This window comes from Pseudomonas sp. Os17 (assembly GCF_001547895.1).
GTDB lineage: Bacteria > Pseudomonadota > Gammaproteobacteria > Pseudomonadales > Pseudomonadaceae > Aquipseudomonas.
The window spans coordinates 5,183,334-5,199,449 of record NZ_AP014627.1; the positions used below are offsets into that span (position 1 = coordinate 5,183,334).

Annotated in this window: 17 protein-coding genes and 3 pseudogenes; 13 read left to right on the forward strand and 7 right to left on the reverse strand. The window is 64.3% G+C overall.

Translation table 11 applies throughout. The features are described from left to right. Positions 1-20: 20 nt before the first annotated feature. Positions 21-812, forward strand: a complete 792-nt coding sequence (locus POS17_RS22665; protein WP_060840608.1) for an AraC family transcriptional regulator — start codon at positions 21-23, stop codon at positions 810-812. A 106-nt stretch (positions 813-918) separates the two neighbouring features. Next, the gene (locus tag POS17_RS22670) at positions 919-1,236 is read left to right on the forward strand and encodes an XRE family transcriptional regulator (protein WP_060840609.1); all 318 of its coding nucleotides are present in this window, start codon (positions 919-921) and stop codon (positions 1,234-1,236) included. A gap of 100 nt (positions 1,237-1,336) precedes the next feature. Here POS17_RS22670 and POS17_RS22675 read toward each other — a convergent pair whose 3' ends face one another. Further along, on the reverse strand, positions 1,337-2,395 hold the full coding sequence (locus tag POS17_RS22675) for an MBL fold metallo-hydrolase (protein WP_060840610.1): 1,059 nt from the start codon (positions 2,393-2,395) through the stop codon (positions 1,337-1,339). A 203-nt stretch (positions 2,396-2,598) separates the two neighbouring features. Here POS17_RS22675 and POS17_RS22680 point away from each other — a divergent pair, with 203 nt between their 5' ends. The 5 genes and pseudogenes from POS17_RS22680 to POS17_RS22695 all read left to right on the forward strand — a co-directional run bounded on the left by POS17_RS22680 (position 2,599) and on the right by POS17_RS22695 (position 6,756). Then, complete coding sequence (locus tag POS17_RS22680; protein WP_060840611.1) at positions 2,599-3,207, forward strand: TetR/AcrR family transcriptional regulator; 609 nt, start codon at positions 2,599-2,601, stop codon at positions 3,205-3,207. 171 nt (positions 3,208-3,378) lie between these two features. Then, entirely contained in the window at positions 3,379-4,449 is a 1,071-nt protein-coding gene (locus POS17_RS22685; protein WP_060842000.1) for a diguanylate cyclase, read from the forward strand. A 448-nt stretch (positions 4,450-4,897) separates the two neighbouring features. Then, positions 4,898-5,578 (forward strand): annotated as a pseudogene (locus tag POS17_RS32785) (PAS domain-containing protein); the annotation flags it as partial. A 108-nt stretch (positions 5,579-5,686) separates the two neighbouring features. Next, positions 5,687-6,127, forward strand: a pseudogene (locus tag POS17_RS32790) (methyl-accepting chemotaxis protein); the annotation flags it as partial. Between the two features lie 89 nt (positions 6,128-6,216). Continuing rightward, entirely contained in the window at positions 6,217-6,756 is a 540-nt protein-coding gene (locus POS17_RS22695) for a DUF1003 domain-containing protein (protein WP_060840613.1), read from the forward strand. 5 nt (positions 6,757-6,761) lie between these two features. Here POS17_RS22695 and POS17_RS22700 read toward each other — a convergent pair whose 3' ends face one another. Beyond that, a complete protein-coding gene (locus POS17_RS22700) occupies positions 6,762-7,730 on the reverse strand; it encodes a LysR family transcriptional regulator (protein ID WP_173655914.1) in 969 nt (322 codons plus the stop codon). Between POS17_RS22700 and POS17_RS22705 the strand changes: the two genes are divergently transcribed. After that, positions 7,729-8,448 (forward strand): CTP synthase C-terminal region-related (seleno)protein, encoded by a 720-nt coding sequence (locus tag POS17_RS22705; RefSeq protein WP_060840614.1) that lies wholly within the window; start codon positions 7,729-7,731, stop codon positions 8,446-8,448. The genes POS17_RS22700 and POS17_RS22705 overlap by 2 nt on opposite strands. Beyond that, positions 8,445-8,780 (forward strand): antibiotic biosynthesis monooxygenase family protein, encoded by a 336-nt coding sequence (locus POS17_RS22710; protein WP_060840615.1) that lies wholly within the window; start codon positions 8,445-8,447, stop codon positions 8,778-8,780. The genes POS17_RS22705 and POS17_RS22710 overlap by 4 nt, the downstream gene beginning before the upstream one ends. 35 nt (positions 8,781-8,815) lie before the next feature. Here POS17_RS22710 and POS17_RS22715 read toward each other — a convergent pair whose 3' ends face one another. Continuing rightward, on the reverse strand, positions 8,816-9,151 hold the full coding sequence (locus POS17_RS22715; RefSeq protein WP_016968120.1) for a DUF2025 family protein: 336 nt from the start codon (positions 9,149-9,151) through the stop codon (positions 8,816-8,818). A 245-nt stretch (positions 9,152-9,396) separates the two neighbouring features. On the opposite strand from POS17_RS22715, the gene POS17_RS22720 reads away from it, so the two are divergent. Together POS17_RS22720 and POS17_RS22725 are read left to right on the forward strand one after the other, a co-directional pair. Then, positions 9,397-10,524 carry a glycerophosphodiester phosphodiesterase gene (locus POS17_RS22720; protein WP_060840616.1) on the forward strand — a complete coding sequence of 376 codons (1,128 nt, stop codon included), beginning with the start codon at positions 9,397-9,399 and terminating at the stop codon, positions 10,522-10,524. Then, complete coding sequence (locus POS17_RS22725; protein ID WP_060840617.1) at positions 10,525-11,205, forward strand: helix-turn-helix domain-containing protein; 681 nt, start codon at positions 10,525-10,527, stop codon at positions 11,203-11,205. Here the strand turns inward: POS17_RS22725 and POS17_RS22730 are convergent. Then, a complete protein-coding gene (locus tag POS17_RS22730) occupies positions 11,183-12,094 on the reverse strand; it encodes a sterol desaturase family protein (RefSeq protein WP_060840618.1) in 912 nt (303 codons plus the stop codon). The genes POS17_RS22725 and POS17_RS22730 overlap by 23 nt on opposite strands. Before the next feature lie 158 nt (positions 12,095-12,252). Between POS17_RS22730 and POS17_RS22735 the strand changes: the two genes are divergently transcribed. After that, on the forward strand, positions 12,253-12,570 hold the full coding sequence (locus tag POS17_RS22735; protein ID WP_060840619.1) for a PepSY domain-containing protein: 318 nt from the start codon (positions 12,253-12,255) through the stop codon (positions 12,568-12,570). A gap of 70 nt (positions 12,571-12,640) precedes the next feature. Here the strand turns inward: POS17_RS22735 and POS17_RS22740 are convergent, their stop codons facing one another. The 3 genes and pseudogenes from POS17_RS22740 to POS17_RS32800 form a co-directional block, all read right to left on the reverse strand. Beyond that, positions 12,641-13,084, reverse strand: a complete 444-nt coding sequence (locus POS17_RS22740) for a hypothetical protein (RefSeq protein WP_060840620.1) — start codon at positions 13,082-13,084, stop codon at positions 12,641-12,643. A gap of 109 nt (positions 13,085-13,193) precedes the next feature. Beyond that, entirely contained in the window at positions 13,194-13,961 is a 768-nt protein-coding gene (locus tag POS17_RS32795; protein WP_442963173.1) for a methyl-accepting chemotaxis protein, read from the reverse strand. Positions 13,962-14,126: 165 nt separating this feature from the next. Beyond that, a pseudogene (locus POS17_RS32800) lies at positions 14,127-14,819 on the reverse strand (methyl-accepting chemotaxis protein); the annotation flags it as partial. 274 nt (positions 14,820-15,093) lie between these two features. On the opposite strand from POS17_RS32800, the gene POS17_RS22750 reads away from it, so the two are divergent. Continuing rightward, complete coding sequence (locus tag POS17_RS22750) at positions 15,094-16,116, forward strand: transporter (RefSeq protein WP_060842002.1); 1,023 nt, start codon at positions 15,094-15,096, stop codon at positions 16,114-16,116.

A 16,116-nucleotide genomic window follows, 5' to 3' on the forward strand; every position in this document is an offset into this window, starting at 1 on the left:
CCAGCCAGGAACCTCGTCGCATGCGCAACATCTCCATCGACTCACTGGACCGGACACCGCGTCCGGTCGTGGCCATCGGCACCGACTATGCCGACGGCCAGCGCCTGCCGCGCCACCGTCATCGCCGGGCGCAACTGTTGTATGGCGCCACCGGCGTGATGCAGGTGGGCACGGCCCAGGGGAACTGGGTGGTGCCGCCGCAGCGGGCGGTCTGGATCCCGCCCGGGGTGGAACATGAGGTGCTGATGCTCGGGGTCAGCACCCGCAGTCTGTACATCGAACCCGCAGCAGCGCCGCTGGACAGCAGCGACTGCCAGGTGATCAGCGTCTCGCCCCTGTTGCGCCAGTTGCTTCTGGAGGCGGTGGAGCTTCCCCTGGAGTACCCGCAGCACGGCAGGGACGGATTGCTGATCGACCTCCTTCTGCTTGAGTTGCAGCGCAGTCGCCCGCTGCCGCTGCATATCCCCCTGCCGGCCGCCGGTGCACTGCTGGGGCTGTGCCAGGCCTTCCTCGCTCGCCCGGATATTCACCAATCCCCGGAACACTGGGCAGGACAGCTGCATATCAGCTTGCGCACCTTCAACCGCAGCTTTCGCCGGCAGACGGGCATGAGCTTCATTCAATGGCGACAACGGGCCTGTGTGGTCCTGGCCCTGGCCCGGCTGGCTGCAGCCGAGCCGGTCACCCGCATCGCCCTGGACTTCGGCTACGACAGCCCCGGGGCGTTCTCCACCATGTTCCGCCGGGTATTGGGGCAATCCCCCAGCACCTACCTGAATCAGGAGGCTGCGTTCCCAGGTAAAACCTTGTGACCAAAGGCTCGGGGGTTGGCCGTAATTGAGTTTGATCAGCAAGCAAAACCACTGTACAAATAACCAGTATCAAGCCAACGCATTGCCTAACCTCCCGGAGAAAACCATGGCCTCTCTAGCGATGAAAATAACCCTGGAACGTATCGCCCTTTATCAGTTCACTCCGCAGCACTGTGCTCAGGCCCGCGACATGCTGGGCTGGGACATGGACCGGCTGTCCCGCGAGTCCAGCGTCTCGGTGCAAGCCATTCAGCGCTTTGAGGCCGGCTACGAGGTGCGTGACGTCACCCGGCTGGCCCTGGCCTTCTGCCTTGAGGCGCAAGGCCTGGTGTTCTTCCCCGGCTTCACCCCCGGCCGCGGCATGAACATCCGTGGAGCGACCCCCAATCCGATGGAGCGCCCTGACTACGCCATGATCGAATGATCGACGGCCCCGGGCAGCGGCCGACACCAGACCGGCGCTCAGCGCCAGGGTCGAAACCAGATGAATCGGGTAACTGGCCACCTTCGTGGCCAGTCCTGGTTCACGCGGACTCGATGCCCATCTGCTCCAGCACGCCATCCACCTCCAGCCACCAGGTGCTGCCCCGCTGAGGCTGCGTCAGGCTGAAGGCTTCGCCCATCTGCGGCGTGGTGATGCTGATGCTGCGTTCCCAGGCCAGGGCCAGGATACGGTCGAAGGGTTCGTGCCAGGCATGCATGGCCAGGTCGAAGGTGCCGTTATGGATCGGCAGGAGCCAGCGGCCACGCAGATCGATATGGGCTTGCAGGGTTTGCTCCGGCTGCATGTGCACGTGGGGCCATTCGACGTTGTAGGCCCCGGTTTCCATCAGTGTCAGGTCAAAGGGACCGTACTGCTGGCCGATGCGCTTGAAGCCGTCGAAATACCCCGTGTCACCGCTGAAGAAGATCCGTGTCGGGCCATCGATCATCACCCAGGAGGCCCACAGGGTGCGGTTGCCATCGAACAGGCCACGACCGGAAAAGTGCTGCGACGGCGTGGCGACAAAACGTATGCCATCGACGTCGCATCCCTGCCACCAATCCAGCTGCCGCACCTTGCTCGCCGGTACCCCCCATTTGATCAGGGTGTCGCCCACGCCCAGCGGGGTCAGGAAGTGCCGGGTCTTGTCCGCCAGGGTCAGCACCGTCTGGTGGTCCAGGTGGTCGTAATGATCGTGGGACAGGATCACCGCCTCGATCTCCGGCAGCGCCTCCAGGCTGATGGGCGGCTGATGAAAGCGCTTTGGCCCGGCCCATTGCACCGGTGAGGCCCGCTCGGCAAACACCGGGTCGGTGATCCAGAACTTGTCGCGCATCTTCAGCAGCACGGTGGAGTGGCCCAGGCGAAACACGCTGTGATTAGGCGCTGCCAGCAATTGCTCGCGGGTCAGTTCCTGCACCGGAATCGCCCCTGCAGGGCGGGTGTTGCGCGGTTTGTGGAACAGCATGTTCCAGAAGATCTGCAGGGTCTTGCCGAAACCGGCACGTCGCACCGATGCATGGTTGCGAAAGGCGCCCTGCTCCTGACGAGAGGTTGGCTGACCAGAGGCGCGGGTTAGGCTGGACGAGACATTGGCCATGATTGAAAGGACTCCGTGGAACGCGGCAAGGTTCCGAGGTGGTTCTACGGGACGATCTACTGGCCAAGGCACGCAAGCATCAGCCGCCAATCATCGTTTTGAAGGAGAACTACACTACACAGTGTAGTTTCTACATTGCAACAGGATTAAGACGAAGTAGACTGCCGATTGATTTAGCCGCCCACCCTGATCGAACCCAACTTATGACAGCTCCGAAGCGCCTCACCGACCTTAAACGCAATGCCATCATCCAGGCGGCGATCAGCGAATTCCGCGCCAGCGGCTTCGACATCACCAGCATGGACAAGATTGCCGCCACGGCCGGAGTATCCAAGCGCACGGTGTACAACCACTTTCCAAGCAAGGAGGAGTTGTTCGCCGAGATCCTGCACAAGCTCTGGGCCAGCATCAGCGCCCAAGCGGACGTCGTCTATCGCCACGACCAGCCCCTGCGCGAGCAACTGGAAGCCCTGTTGCGGGCCAAGCTGCAACTGCTGGCCGACGACAACTTCCTCGACCTGGCCCGAGTGGCCATTGCTGCCACCATCCACTCCCCCGAGCGGGCTCAGGACATGGTGGCGCGACTCGGCGAACGGGAGGAAGGCCTGACCCTGTGGATCCGCGGCGCCCTGGCCGACGGTCGTCTCAAGCCGCTGGACCCGGAGTTCGCTGCCCAGCAGATGCACGGGCTGCTCAAGAGCTTCGCGTTCTGGCCGCAGATCACCCTGGGCCAACCGCCCCTGGCGGCGGACCTGCAGACCCGGGTCATCGAGTCGGCACTGGACATGTTTCTGAGCCACTACCAGGCCTGATTCAGCGCGATCGACCGGCATGCCCTGCCCCGGCCACCGTGAAATGGCTTCGAAGGACACTGATTATTCCTAGTGGAATAAATGACAATATTCACCAGACTGATCCGATAAACGGCAAGGCCGCAAAAAACACCACAAAGTGTTTCAGTGCAAAACCTGGTGCAGGAATTTATGGAAAACCAACGCGGCAAAGGGCTGTCATTTGCCCGACGCATCTATTGGCCAAGGATCATCGGCCTGGGCATCGGCGGCATCAGTGTCCTCGCAGCACTCGCTCCCCTGGCACTGCCCGACTGGATATGGGGCCTGCTGTTGTTCAACGGCCTGATCTGGCCCCACCTGGCCTATCAACTGTCCGCCCGTTCGGCGTTTCCCTACCGGGCAGAGCGGCGCAATCTGTTGTATGACTCGCTGCTGGGCGGTTTCTGGGCCGCGACCATGCAGTTCAACCCGCTGCCGGCGGTCACCATCCTCTCGATGATGGCCATGAACAACGTGGCCGCAGGTGGCCTGCGCCTGTTCATTCGCGGCAGTCTGGCCCAATGCACCGGGGTGCTGCTGTCCTGGGCGCTGTTCGGGCCACACATCACCACCCACATCAGCCCGCTGCAGATCTACGCCTGCCTGCCCATGCTGACCCTCTATCCCCTGGCGGTGGGCATGGTCTGCTATCGCCTGGCGATCAAACTGTCCGAACACAAGCGCGCCCTGAGCGCCCTGAGCCGCACCGACAGCCTCACCGGCCTGCTCAACCACGGTTCCTGGAAGGACCTGCTGCACATCAAGTTCCACAAGTGCCGGCAGCGGCAGATGCACGCCTGCATCGCCCTGATCGACATCGACCACTTCAAGGCGATCAACGACACCTACGGCCACATCATTGGCGATACCGTGCTGCGTCACTTGAGCAACGAACTGCGACGCAACCTGCGCCACGATGACCTGGCCGGCCGCTACGGTGGCGACGAGTTCTGCGTGATCCTGCCGCGCATGAGCCAGCAGCAGGCGCTCGATATCATGGAGCGCCTGCGCCGGGTCTTCAGCCAGTACCGGCACCCGCAAGTGAACGAGCTGAATGTCAGCCTGAGTATTGGTCTGGCCGCCTTCGATGCCGGTTTCGAGGATCCGGCCACCTGGCTCAATGCCGCGGACCAGGCCCTGTACCAGGCGAAAAAAACCGGACGCAACCGGATAGCCAGCAACGATGCCAACGGCTATGCAGCACAATCGCATTTGGCATAAAACCGAAAAAACTTATACAAAAAGGAAGTAAAAAATATTTTTGTACAAGTTTATTTGGATTTATCCAGGCAGTTGCCATCATAATGCCGCCACTTCGCTGCAACGGATGCCCACAACCGCAACTGCCGCCACCGAAGCCAATCAATCCAACTAAATCGATTCGCAGCCGCTACGTCTCCCTTGACGCGGCCACCGACGCGCGCCTGAAGCGTCCCCGTTGCATCGCTGCGAATGTATCTTCTGTCAGTCATGGAACGCTGACATTGAGCAGATAATGCCGAGCGCCGGGGAGCATTCGGCGTACCGGCGCACTCAATAGGGATCGACGCAACGTTTCTCCCACAGAGCACCTGCCCACATGCTATTCAACCGCCACAACAAGACCATCGACACCCTGAACCGGACCGTTGCCGAGCAATCGAGCCTGCTGGAGGCCATCGACCGCTCGATGGCGGTGATCGAGTTCGATCTGCAAGGCTGCGTATTGCGCGCCAACCACAACTTCCTCAAGACCCTGGGCTATCGCGAAGACCAGGTCCTCGGCCAATCCCACCGCCTGTTCTGCACCCCGGAGTACGCCCGCAGCAGCGACTACCAGCAATTGTGGGCACGCCTCAGAGAAGGTCAGTTCCAGTCCGGAACCTTTGAACGGGTTGGCAGTGCCGGGCAGAGCCTATGGCTGGAAGCCAGCTACAACCCTATCCGCGACGCCTCGGGCACGGTGTACAAAGTGGTCAAGTACGCCCTGGATGTCACCACTCGAATCCAGGAAGAGGCCGAGGCACGCAACAAGCTGGATGCCATCGACCGGGCCATGGCCGTGATCGAGTTCAACCTCGATGGCAGCATCATCAGCGCCAATGCCAACTTCCTCAGCCGCATGGGCTACAGCCTGGCGCAGGTCCAGGGCAAGCATCACCGGATGTTCTGCAAGCCCGAGCTGGTCAACAGCAGCGCCTACCAGGACTTCTGGAATCGCCTGAACAAGGGCGAATTCTTCAACGGTCGCTTTGAACGGATCGACAAGCACGGCCGCACGCTGTGGCTGGAAGCCAACTACAACCCGGTCTACGACGCCAGCGGACGCCTGTGCAAAGTGGTCAAGTACGCCGCCGACGTCACCCAGCAGGTGGAGAAACACGAGCATGACGCCCATAGCGCGAGCCAGGCTTATCACATCTCGGTACAGACCCGGAAAGTCGCCGAGCAAGGCACCGGCGTGATCCAGCAGGCCGCCAGCGAAATGCGCCAGATCGCCCATAACATCGAGGACTCCTCCACCCTGATCGCCCGCCTGGGCGAACGTTCGGAACAGATCACCGCCATCGTCAACACCATCCGCGGGATTGCCGACCAGACCAACCTGCTGGCCCTCAATGCCGCCATCGAGGCCGCCCGGGCCGGAGAACAGGGGCGCGGCTTCGCCGTGGTGGCCGATGAGGTTCGCCAGTTGGCAGCGCGCACCAGCGGCTCGACTGCGGAAATCGCCAGCATGATCGACATGATCCAGAACGAAACCCTGCAAGCCATCAAGAGCATGGACGGCACCCGGGAACGGGCGGCCAAGGGCGTGCAACTGGCGGATCAGGCCGGCACTGTGATCCTGCAGATTCGCGATGGGGCCAGTGACGCGGTGCAAGCCGTGAGCATGTTCGCCAACGAACGCGATGCGCTGTAAGGGAGGGGTTTCCCGGCGTCGATCATGACGTCCGGGACAGCCTTGAGGACTATAGTGGCCTGACGTCCCAGTGCCTGGCGGAGGCCATCATGAGTTCCAGCAACACGCCCGAAGAAACCACTCCGGTCACCGATCACCTGCGCTTTCACCGCGCCCATGCCCACCTGGCCCCCACCTTCGGCAACGATGCCTTCGCCTTGAAGGCCGAGGCCTTTGCCCGTTTCTTCGGCACCCCGACCTTTCTCGGGGCACAGACCCTGATCGTGGTGATCTGGATCGCCCTCAACCTCAGTGGCGTCACTCAGTTCGACGTCTATCCCTTCATCCTTCTCAACCTGGCCTTCAGCCTGCAGGCGGCCTACGCCGCGCCGCTGATCCTGCTGGCCCAGACCCGCCAGGCCGCCCGCGACAAGGCCCAGTCCGACGCCGACGCCCAGCACCGCGAGGCCCTGGCCATCGCCAACAGCGAACGCCAGGCCCAGGCCGCGCAAACCACCGGGCAACTGCTGGAGCTGCTGGAGCAGAACACCCGCCTCACGGAAATGACCAAGCAACTGAGCGAACGCATCGAAAACCTCACCAGCGAGATGCACGCGCACTTCGTCCGCAAGGAGCCACCAGCGGCCTGAACTGTTCAGGGCCAGCGCAGATGACGCCCCAGCTCATCGAACAGCGTCACCACCGAGCGCAGGGCCCGACAGTCCGGGCGGGTCAACAGCCACAAGGCGGTTGCATGCTCCAGGGGCTCGCCGAGGGCTTCCAGGTCGCCACCGCCCAGGAGAAAGTCCGGCAACGCCGCCACCCCCAGGCCGGCCCGCACCAGCTCGGTCACCGCCAGCATGCTGTTGCAGCGATAACTGGGTTGCACGCCGGGCCACTGCTGACGGCGCCAGACCACCGTGGGGTGATCCGGCAGAAAGTCATCCGGGGCAATCCAGGCCACCCGCGCCAGATCGGTGCAATCCACCCGGTGCCGATACGCCGGGCTGGTGCACACCCGATACGCCACCGCCCCCAGGCAGCGCCCCACCAGATGCTCCGGAGGCGTCGCGGTGAGGCGCACGGCGATGTCCGCATCGCGACGGTTGAGGTTGGCGAAATCATTCGAAGTGCAGAGTTCGATGACCAGCGCCGGGTACTTGGGCATGAACTGCGCCAGGGCCGGCAGCAACAGGCCCTGCAACACCGAATCGGTACAGGTCAGGCGCACCGTGCCGCTGATCACCTCGCCGCCCTGGGCCACACCGATCCGCGCCGCCTCCAGGGCCTGTTCCGCCTGTTCGGCCTGCAATGCCAGGGCCTGGGCCAGGCTGGTAGGCAGGTAGCCGGCACGGCTCTTGTCGAACAGTTGCTGACCGAGCCCGGCCTCCAGGCGGCGCACGGCACGAAACACCGTCGAAACATCCACCTTGAGCAGGGCCGCGGCACGGGCCAGGGAGCCGCCACGGACCAGGGCCAGGACCAGCGACAGATCGGGGTAGTCCAGCTGATAGTGCGCTGCTGCATTGATCACTTGGGTAAACGCCAATATTGATTGCGTGGACGCCAATCTATAGTGGCCCCAGGCAATCGACAAGTCAGTGCCCCTACCGGAGAAGCCCATGCAAGCACCCGCCTCGCCCCCCACCCTGCGCATCGCCCTGGTGGGGGATCACGACCCACTGATCACCGCGCACCAGGCCATTCCCCTGGCCCTGGATCAGGCCGCAGCCGACGCCGCCATCACCCTCGACGTGCAATGGCTGGCCACTGCCGAGCTGACTGAGGAGCACCTGTTGCAAGGCTTCGACGCCATCTGGTGCGTGCCCGGCAGCCCCTACCGGAATATCCACGGCGCCCTGCTGGCGATCCGCGTGGCCCGGGAGCAACAGCGCCCCTTCCTCGGCACCTGCGGCGGCTTTCAGCATGCGGTCCTGGAATACGCGCGCAACGTGCTGGGCTGGACCGATGCCGAACACGGCGAGATCGCCCCCGATGCCGAGCGCGCACTGCTCACCCCCTTGAGCTGCGCCCTGGTGGAGGCCCGTGAGCGCATCGAACTGCAAGACGGCAGTCGGATCGCCAAGGCCTATGGCACCCGGCACATCGAGGAAGGCTATCGCTGCCGCTACGGCGTCAATCCGGACTTTGCCGGGCCCCTGCTCGCTGGCGCCCTGCGCGCCAGCGGCCACGACCGCCTGGGAGATCTGCGCGCCGTGGAGCTCGCCGATCATCCATTTTTCGTCGCCACCCTGTTCCAGCCCGAACGCGCGGCCCTCAAGGGCCACACGCCGCCCCTGGTCAGCGCCCTGCTCAATGCCTGCCTGGAGACCCGAGGATGATCGGCCAGACACCCGCCCCGCCCTACTACGCCGTGATCTTCAGCTCCCAACGCGGTGCCGCGGACCCCGAGTACGATCAGGCCGCCGAGCGCATGCTGGAACTGGCGCGTCGGCAACCGGGCTTTCTCGGGGTCGAATCGGCTCGGGGCGCGGACGGCTTCGGGATCACCGTGTCCTACTGGAGCAGTGAGGCGGCAATCCTGGCGTGGAAGCACCACGCCGAACACAGCGCCATCCGCGAGCGCGGACGCAAGGATTGGTACCAGTCCTGTCATACCCGGGTCGGCCAGGTCGAACGGGCCTACGCCTTCGACCCCCAAGCCCAGGCCTGAACCGCGGCCCACAGCGGTTCAGGCCGGCCACCGGATCAATCCTGAGCCGTCGGCAGCAGGCTGCGCACGGCCTGGATTTCCGGCAGATCGCTACGGCGCATATAGACCCGTAGCGGTTCGCTGATGTTGATCCGATCGTCGATGTTCTGGTCCAGCAACAACTGGATCTGCTCGCGCTTGAGGCTCATGGCCTGATCGGACACCGGCGCCCAGACAAATTCGCTGGCCGGCACTATGGCGTCGTCGGCCACATCCATGCCGAAGGAGTCTTCGCTGAAACGCACGATGTAACGGCCGGTCTTGCGATTGAAACCGACAAAACCCTTGAGCTGGTCGGCGGCCTGGCAGATGAGTTCAGAGGTGATGCTCATGGTAAACCTCACGGTAAGTCCCACAGGACTGGGTGATCGATGGTCTACACGCGAGGCAAGGAAAGGGCTGTTTTCAGGCTTCCCTCTGCTGGGGAAACTGCGCGCCCAAGAGTACTGCAAAGCGCCGGAAAAAACCCTGAATGATGCGCATGAGAAGGATTTATGTCGCCCTTGAGATAGCACAAGCGTCATTGTGTTGCTAAAAGATAGGTCCTTGCCCCCGCCTCCACGAAAGGATTTCGAGCATGCCAGCGACCTTCACCCCTTGCGCCCTGATGTTGAGCCTGATGCTCGGTTGCGGCCTGGCCCAGGCCGCTGAACAGCCGGATCCGAATGCCCTGGCGGCGCGCCTGGGCATCCCCCAGCCAGCCGTGATCGCCCACCGTGGCGCCTCGTTCGATGCCCCAGAGTCCACTGCGGCGGCCTACCGGCTGGCCCGGGATCTGGGGGCGGACTATCTGGAACTTGACCTGCAGCGCAGCAAGGACGGCGTGCTCTTCGCCCTGCATGACAACAACCTGCTACGCACCACCGACGTGGCGCAGAAATTCCCCGAGCGCAAGGACAGCCCGCCCAACGCCTTCACCATGGCCGAGCTCAAGCACCTCGACGCCGGCAGCTGGTTCAACCAGGCGCATCCGGATCGCGCCCGGCCGGGCTTTGCCGGCCTGAAGATCCTGACCCTGGACGAGATCATCGACATCGCCCAAGGCAGCACGCAGCACAAGCCCGGGCTGTACATCGAAACCAAGGAGCCGCAGCTGTTCCCCGGCATCGAGCACGAGCTCAAGGAAAAGCTCCAGGATCGCGGCTGGCTGAGCCCGGCGGGCTCAAAACTGGCCAAGAGCGAGCTGGCCGTGGGCCAGGGCAAAGGCAAGGTGGTGCTGCAGACCTTCGACAGACACAGCCTGGATCTGCTGCACAAGGAAATGCCCCAGGTGCCCAAGGTGCTGCTGTTGTGGATCGGGCCCGGCAGCATCGAACCGGCGTCCAGCGTCACCTTCGCCAACAGCGGCGAAACCGACAAGGCGGCCTTCTACGCCAAGCAGCAACCCAAGGACCCCGGCGAATTCAAACGCTGGATCGACTACGCCAAGGCCCAGGGCGCCATCGGCACCGGTCCCTCCACGGCACTGACGGCGGGCGGCGAGCAAAGCTACGCGGATCTGGTGCAACCCTGGATGAATCAGTACACCCACGATCAGGGCCTGCTGGTACACGCCTACACCCTCGACGAGCCGGTGGACTTCAAGAAGGTCATGGACGCCGGGGTCGACGGTATCTTCACCAACCGCAGCGCCGAGCTGCTCAAGTACTTCAAGCGTCCGGCCAACGCCAGCGTGGCCCAACTGCTGGAGGCCGGCGGTTACTGAATGTCTGTCTCGCACTGGAGCGGCGAGCTCTGGCTGGGGCATGACTTCGGCCTGATACAGGGAGCCATGGGGCGCACCGCGCCCCATGCCCACTACGCCCATCAACTGATCATCGCCCCCGAGCAACCGGTGACGCTGGAGCTCGACGGCACGCGTCAAAGCGGACACTTCCTGATGATCCAGGCGCTGCAGCGGCATGCCATTCTCCAGGCGCCCGACAACGCCTTCACGGTCTATGCCGAGCCGTTGTCGATCGCCGCCGAGGACCTGCTGGCCTGCGTTCACAACCTGCACCCCTCGTTGCCCACACTGGAGGCGGCGCTGCGCGCCTGCCCGCGCCTGCCCCTGGCCGACCGGCGTGTGGCGCGGGCCCTGCAGGCCCTGGATGCAGGGCTCGCAGGCAAGGTGGTGGCGGCGCAACTGGCGGCCAGGGCCCACCTGTCCCTGAGCCAGCTGGAGCGCCTGTTCGCCCGCGACGTGGGCGTGCCGGTGCGGCGCCTGGTGCTGTGGCGGCGTCTGCGCCTGGCCATGGCCCTGTTGCTCGACGGCCAGCCCGTGGCCCAGGCGGCCCACGGCGCCGGCTTTGCCGACAGCGCGCACTTCTCCCGCACCCTGAAAGCGCTGTTCGGGGTCACCGCCGGCCAGGCCCTGAAAACCCTCAGGCCTCGCCTGCTGGATTGACCGGCCGGCGCAGCGCCGCAGGCACCTTGGGCTCGGCCGCATAGCGCTGGACCCTGAACGGCTCCAGCAACTGCGGCCAATACGCCAGTGGGTAGTCGGGGCGGCTGCCGATGCCCAGGTCGCCCTGGCGCATCGCGTAGTCGTCCCGATAGAACCCGGTGCCCAACAGCCAGTCCCAGAGGTTGAAGAACAGCCCGAAGTTCACATCGCCGGCGCGGCCATACTTCATGTGGTGAAAGCGATGCACCGGAGCCCAGGCAAATACCCGCCGCAGCGGCCCCATGCGCATATCGACGTTGGAATGCTGCAACAGCAAGGCAACGCCAATGGCCAGGGCCAGCAGCTGCGCCACCGGCAACGGGATGCCCAGCAGTACCAGCGGCAGCAACCCCGCCGAGGCCTCCAGCATCTGGTGCAGGGGGTGCTTGAGCAGCCCGTTGAAACCGTACAGGCGCTGCACACTGTGGTGCACCGCGTGCAGGCGCCACAGCCAGGCCCAGCGATGGCTGGCGTAATGGGCCAGGCTGATCCCGCCGTCGGCGATCACTATCGCCAGCAGCAACTGCCCCCAGAGCGGCCAGTCCCGGGGCCACAGGCCATCGCCACCGAGCACGGCCACCAGCCCCGGCAAGGCCAGCAGCCCCAGCGCATTCAGGCTTTCATTGACCAGCGCGTGCAAGGCATCGCGCAGCCGGTCGCCCTGGGAGCGGTTCCAGGCCGGCTCGTAAGGCAGCGCCCACTCCGCCAGGAACGACACCAGCAGCGCCGCAGCGAACAGCACCAGCAAACCCAGGGCACAAGCCTGCCCGCCACTCATCCAATACACCCCACCGGCGATGAATCCGCCAAGAAACAAGGGACCGTACAACCACGCCAGCATGCGTTTCATTCTTGGTGTCTCCTTAAAAAGCGAGAGCCCAGCTTGCCGGGGTCACCCGGCCCGCGGCTTGAACAAACGACGCAAACACGGCGCTGAATTAAGGGTGAATTAAGTTGCACTGGCTAATCTGTGCCCATCGAAAGCCATCAAGCCAAGGAATCAACACCATGACCCGTTTCTCTGCACTGTTCGCCGCTGCCGCCCTGACCCTGACCGCCGGCCTGGCCCAGGCCGATGTCCGTCCGGACCTGATCCCGGGCCTGCTCAAGTCCGGCGCCATCATGGACCTGGAACAACTCAACCAGGCCGCCCTGGCCCAGCACCCCGGCACCACCGCCGCCAGCATCACCGACACCGAGCTGGAGCAGACCGCCACCGGCGCCTACGTCTACCAGGTGGAACTGCGTGACAGCAAAGGCATCGAGTGGGACGTGGACCTGGACGCCAAGACCGGCAAGGTCCTGAGCAACAAGCAGGATCGCTAACCCGCCACACGGCACAAGGCCGCGCTCCCGAAAAGGGGCGCGGCCTTGTGCCGTGTAGCGGACGAACAGTTCAGGCGCTGGTGCTGACTAGCGAGCCCGAGGAGCCGCTCTCCGACTCCTGCAACGCCTGGAGCAAGGCCGCCGTCGCGGTTTGCAGGGACGCGCTGGTAGTGGCCACCTGAGCCTGGGCCGCCGCCACCGCTGCCGCCTTGGCGTCGGCACTTTCCTGGCTGGTCTGCGCCGCTTGCAGCTGCTGTTGCTGCTCCTGCAACTGCTTTTGCAGCTGTGCGATCTGCTTGCGCAGCTCCTTCACCGTATCGCTGCTGGAGTCTTCGCTGCCGGAGCTGTCCCCGGCCGCCGCGGCGCCGCCCGCAGCCGGTACCTTGCCGGCTGCGCCGACGTCGGTGGCGTTGCCGGTGCTGGTGGCGCTGCTGTCGCCGGCACTGGCGTCAATCCGCGTCTTGCTCGGGGTGACCGGGGTCTGGCTGATGGCAATTGACGTGATGCTGACCATGGCGTGGGTCCTGATTGGGGAAAGATACCCGGTCATCGACAGCGTCCCCCGCCAATTGAGAGTGATCCTGTATCGGCCTGGTAAGCAGGCCGATACAGGATGATCGGCGTCAGGCGCTCAGACGCGACGTGACCTCGTTCAACTGGCCCGACAGACCATGCAGGTCACGGCTCGCCGCCTCGGTGCGCTGCACATTGTCCAGATTGGTACTGGCAATCGACGTGATCTCGGTCAGGTTGCGGGAAATGTCCTCGGCCACCGAGGTCTGCTCTTCGGCGGCGGTGGCGATCTGCCGGTTCATGTCGCGGATCGCCTCCACGGCCTGGGTAATGCGTTCGAGCATGGCACCGGCTTCGGTCACCTGCTGCACGCTCTGCTCGCTGCGGGACTGGCCGCTCTCGATGGCCAGGGCCGCGTCCACCGCGCCGGTCTGCACGCTCTGGATGATCTGGTTGATCTCGATGATCGACGCCGCGGTGCGTTGCGCCAGGCTGCGCACCTCGTCGGCAACCACGGCGAATCCGCGCCCGGCCTCACCGGCCCGGGCCGCTTCGATGGCGGCATTGAGCGCCAGCAGGTTGGTCTGCTCGGCAATCCCCTGGATCACTTCCAGCACCTTGCCGATACGCCCGCTGTCGGCTTCCAGGCGACGGATCACGGTCGCGGTGTTGGCGATCTCGCCACGCATCTGGGTGATGCTGTGGATGGTGCTCTGCATCACCTGCTCGCCCTGCTGCGCCGACTGGTCGGCATCGTCCGCGGCACGCGCGGCGTCGGCGGCGTGGCGTGCCACTTCCTGGGCGGTGGCGGACATTTCGTTCATCGCCGTGGCCACCTGATCGGTGCGGCTGAACTGTTCGTTGGTGCCCTGGGACATCAGCGTGGCGATGGCATTGAGCTCGCCGCTGGAGCTGTCCAGGTCCGAGGCGCTGCGCTGCAGGCTGCTGAAGGTCTGGGCCAGGAAGTCGCGCAGGGTGTTGGCGGCGGCCGCCAGCTTGCCCAGTTCGTCCTGACGCTCGCTGGCCACCCGCTGGGCCAACTGGCCACGGCTGAGCTGGGCGACGTAGTCGATCAACTGGCGGATCGGCTCCACCAGGCTGCGGTTGACCAGCCACAGGCTGAGCAGGCCGATCAGCAGGCCGGACACCAGCATCACCAGGATCCCCATCCACACCGTGCGGTCGGCCGCCGTGCTGATCTCGCGGGATTGCTGTTCGCCGTTCTTGCGCAGTTCGGTCACCAGCTCACTCATCTGCTCGCTGGTAGCCCGGTCCACGCCTTTCACTGCGGCGTCACCGGCGCTCGGGTCGGCACCGCCAGCCACGTAGGCATCGCGGCCCTTCTGATAGGCCGAACCCAACTGCCGGTGCTCATCCGCCAGACGCTGCACCCGACTCTTGAGAGAAGCCTCCATCCCGGGCGTCCGGGCCAACTGGCCGAGGATGTTCTGCACATCGCGCTGGCGGTCTTCGAACTGCTGCCAGTACTTGTTCAGTTCCTGGGGCTGTTTGCCCCGCAGCAGCACGTTCTTCCACTCCTGCACCTGGCTCTTGAACTGCAGGTTGGCCTCGTCGATCAGTTGTGAACTGCGCAGCGGGCCGTCGATCAGCTCGCGGTAGCTCTGCACGCCACCGGACAACAAGTGAAAACACGCCAGGGCGATCAACAGCATCGCCAGCAGACTACCGCTCAGCAGGGCAAGAATTTGCGCTCTCAGGGATTTTTGCAAAAACATCGAGAAGATCTCATGGCAGGGATAGAGCAGGCCCACTCAAGGGCTTGCGTAGGTCCGAACTTCCCTGTCAGGCACATTCGAACCGGGTCGAATGCGTGTTGCATGTGAGCGTGATCGGCATCCGCGCGGCATTCTTGAACGTCGCCGACCACCGGTAGAGCGCCGCGGATTGTGCACGTACAAACGTCACAAAACTGTCAAAGAGCCTTGCCATGATGTGGCCCAAGTGAACCTGAAAAACCCGCGCCAGGCACTGTCCCTCCTGCGAGCCCCCATGAACCACAGCCTCGACCAGATTCACCGCGATTCCGATCTGTTTGGCCTGCTCTACGGTTTCAGTTTTCGCCCCGGCGAACGCGGTCATGAACTGGATTCCGCCAAGGCCCTGCAAGCCCTGCAACACCCCCAGGACAGTGATGAATTCCTCTGGCTGCACCTGAACCTGGCCCACGCGGCCTGCGAGCGCTGGATGAAGGCCCACCTGCAACTGCCCGAGGAGTTCTTCGAAGCCCTGCACGAAGGTTCGCGCTCGACCCGCATCGAACACGTGGACTCGGCCCTGCTGGCGGTGGTCAACGACGTGGTGTTCAACTTCAGCAGCATGGTGTCCTCGGACATCTCCACCCTGTGGGTCTGCGTGCGCAGCAACCTGATCATCAGCGCCCGCCTGCAGCCTCTGCATTCGGTGGACAAGCTGCGCTCCTCGGTCAAGGCCGGCGAACGCTTTCGCTCGCCCCTGGAGTTGCTGGTGCACCTGCTGCGCGACCAGGGCGAGGTGCTGACCCAGATCGTGCGCAAGACCAGCCTCAGCGTCGACCAGATCGAGGACCAGCTCCTGGCCGCCCGGGTCTCCAGCAACCGTGCCGAACTGGGGGCCATGCGCCGGGTGCTGGTGCGCCTGCAACGCCTGCTGGCCCTGGAACCGGGTTCCCTGCTGCGCCTGCTCAACCGCCCGCCGCAATGGCTGCAGAAGGACGACGTCAAGGAGCTGCGCAAATCCACCGAAGAGTTCGCCCTGATCATCAACGACCTCACGGCCCTGGGCGAACGGATCAAACTGCTGCAGGAAGAGATTGCCGCCAACCTCAACGAACAGACCAACCGCACCCTGTTCACCCTGACCGTGGTCACGGTGCTGGCGCTGCCGATCAACATCATTGCCGGCTTCTTCGGCATGAACGTCGGCGGCATTCCGTTTTCCGGCGACCCGGAGGGCTTCTGGATCCTGGTGGCGCTGGTGGCCACCTTCACCCTGATCGCCGGGCGCTGGGCCTTCCGCAAGCGCCAGGACTACTGA

Coding starts and splice junctions, on each gene's coding strand:
- POS17_RS22665 (WP_060840608.1), top strand. CDS start 21: ATGCGCAACATCTCCATCGACTCACTGGACCGGACACCGCGTCCGGTC.
- POS17_RS22670 (WP_060840609.1), top strand. CDS start 919: ATGGCCTCTCTAGCGATGAAAATAACCCTGGAACGTATCGCCCTTTAT.
- POS17_RS22675 (WP_060840610.1), bottom strand. CDS start 2,395: ATGGCCAATGTCTCGTCCAGCCTAACCCGCGCCTCTGGTCAGCCAACC.
- POS17_RS22680 (WP_060840611.1), top strand. CDS start 2,599: ATGACAGCTCCGAAGCGCCTCACCGACCTTAAACGCAATGCCATCATC.
- POS17_RS22685 (WP_060842000.1), top strand. CDS start 3,379: ATGGAAAACCAACGCGGCAAAGGGCTGTCATTTGCCCGACGCATCTAT.
- POS17_RS22695 (WP_060840613.1), top strand. CDS start 6,217: ATGAGTTCCAGCAACACGCCCGAAGAAACCACTCCGGTCACCGATCAC.
- POS17_RS22705 (WP_060840614.1), top strand. CDS start 7,729: ATGCAAGCACCCGCCTCGCCCCCCACCCTGCGCATCGCCCTGGTGGGG.
- POS17_RS22700 (WP_173655914.1), bottom strand. CDS start 7,730: ATGGGCTTCTCCGGTAGGGGCACTGACTTGTCGATTGCCTGGGGCCAC.
- POS17_RS22710 (WP_060840615.1), top strand. CDS start 8,445: ATGATCGGCCAGACACCCGCCCCGCCCTACTACGCCGTGATCTTCAGC.
- POS17_RS22715 (WP_016968120.1), bottom strand. CDS start 9,151: ATGAGCATCACCTCTGAACTCATCTGCCAGGCCGCCGACCAGCTCAAG.
- POS17_RS22720 (WP_060840616.1), top strand. CDS start 9,397: ATGCCAGCGACCTTCACCCCTTGCGCCCTGATGTTGAGCCTGATGCTC.
- POS17_RS22725 (WP_060840617.1), top strand. CDS start 10,525: ATGTCTGTCTCGCACTGGAGCGGCGAGCTCTGGCTGGGGCATGACTTC.
- POS17_RS22730 (WP_060840618.1), bottom strand. CDS start 12,094: ATGAAACGCATGCTGGCGTGGTTGTACGGTCCCTTGTTTCTTGGCGGA.
- POS17_RS22735 (WP_060840619.1), top strand. CDS start 12,253: ATGACCCGTTTCTCTGCACTGTTCGCCGCTGCCGCCCTGACCCTGACC.
- POS17_RS22740 (WP_060840620.1), bottom strand. CDS start 13,084: ATGGTCAGCATCACGTCAATTGCCATCAGCCAGACCCCGGTCACCCCG.
- POS17_RS32795 (WP_442963173.1), bottom strand. CDS start 13,961: ATGTCCCAGGGCACCAACGAACAGTTCAGCCGCACCGATCAGGTGGCC.
- POS17_RS22750 (WP_060842002.1), top strand. CDS start 15,094: ATGAACCACAGCCTCGACCAGATTCACCGCGATTCCGATCTGTTTGGC.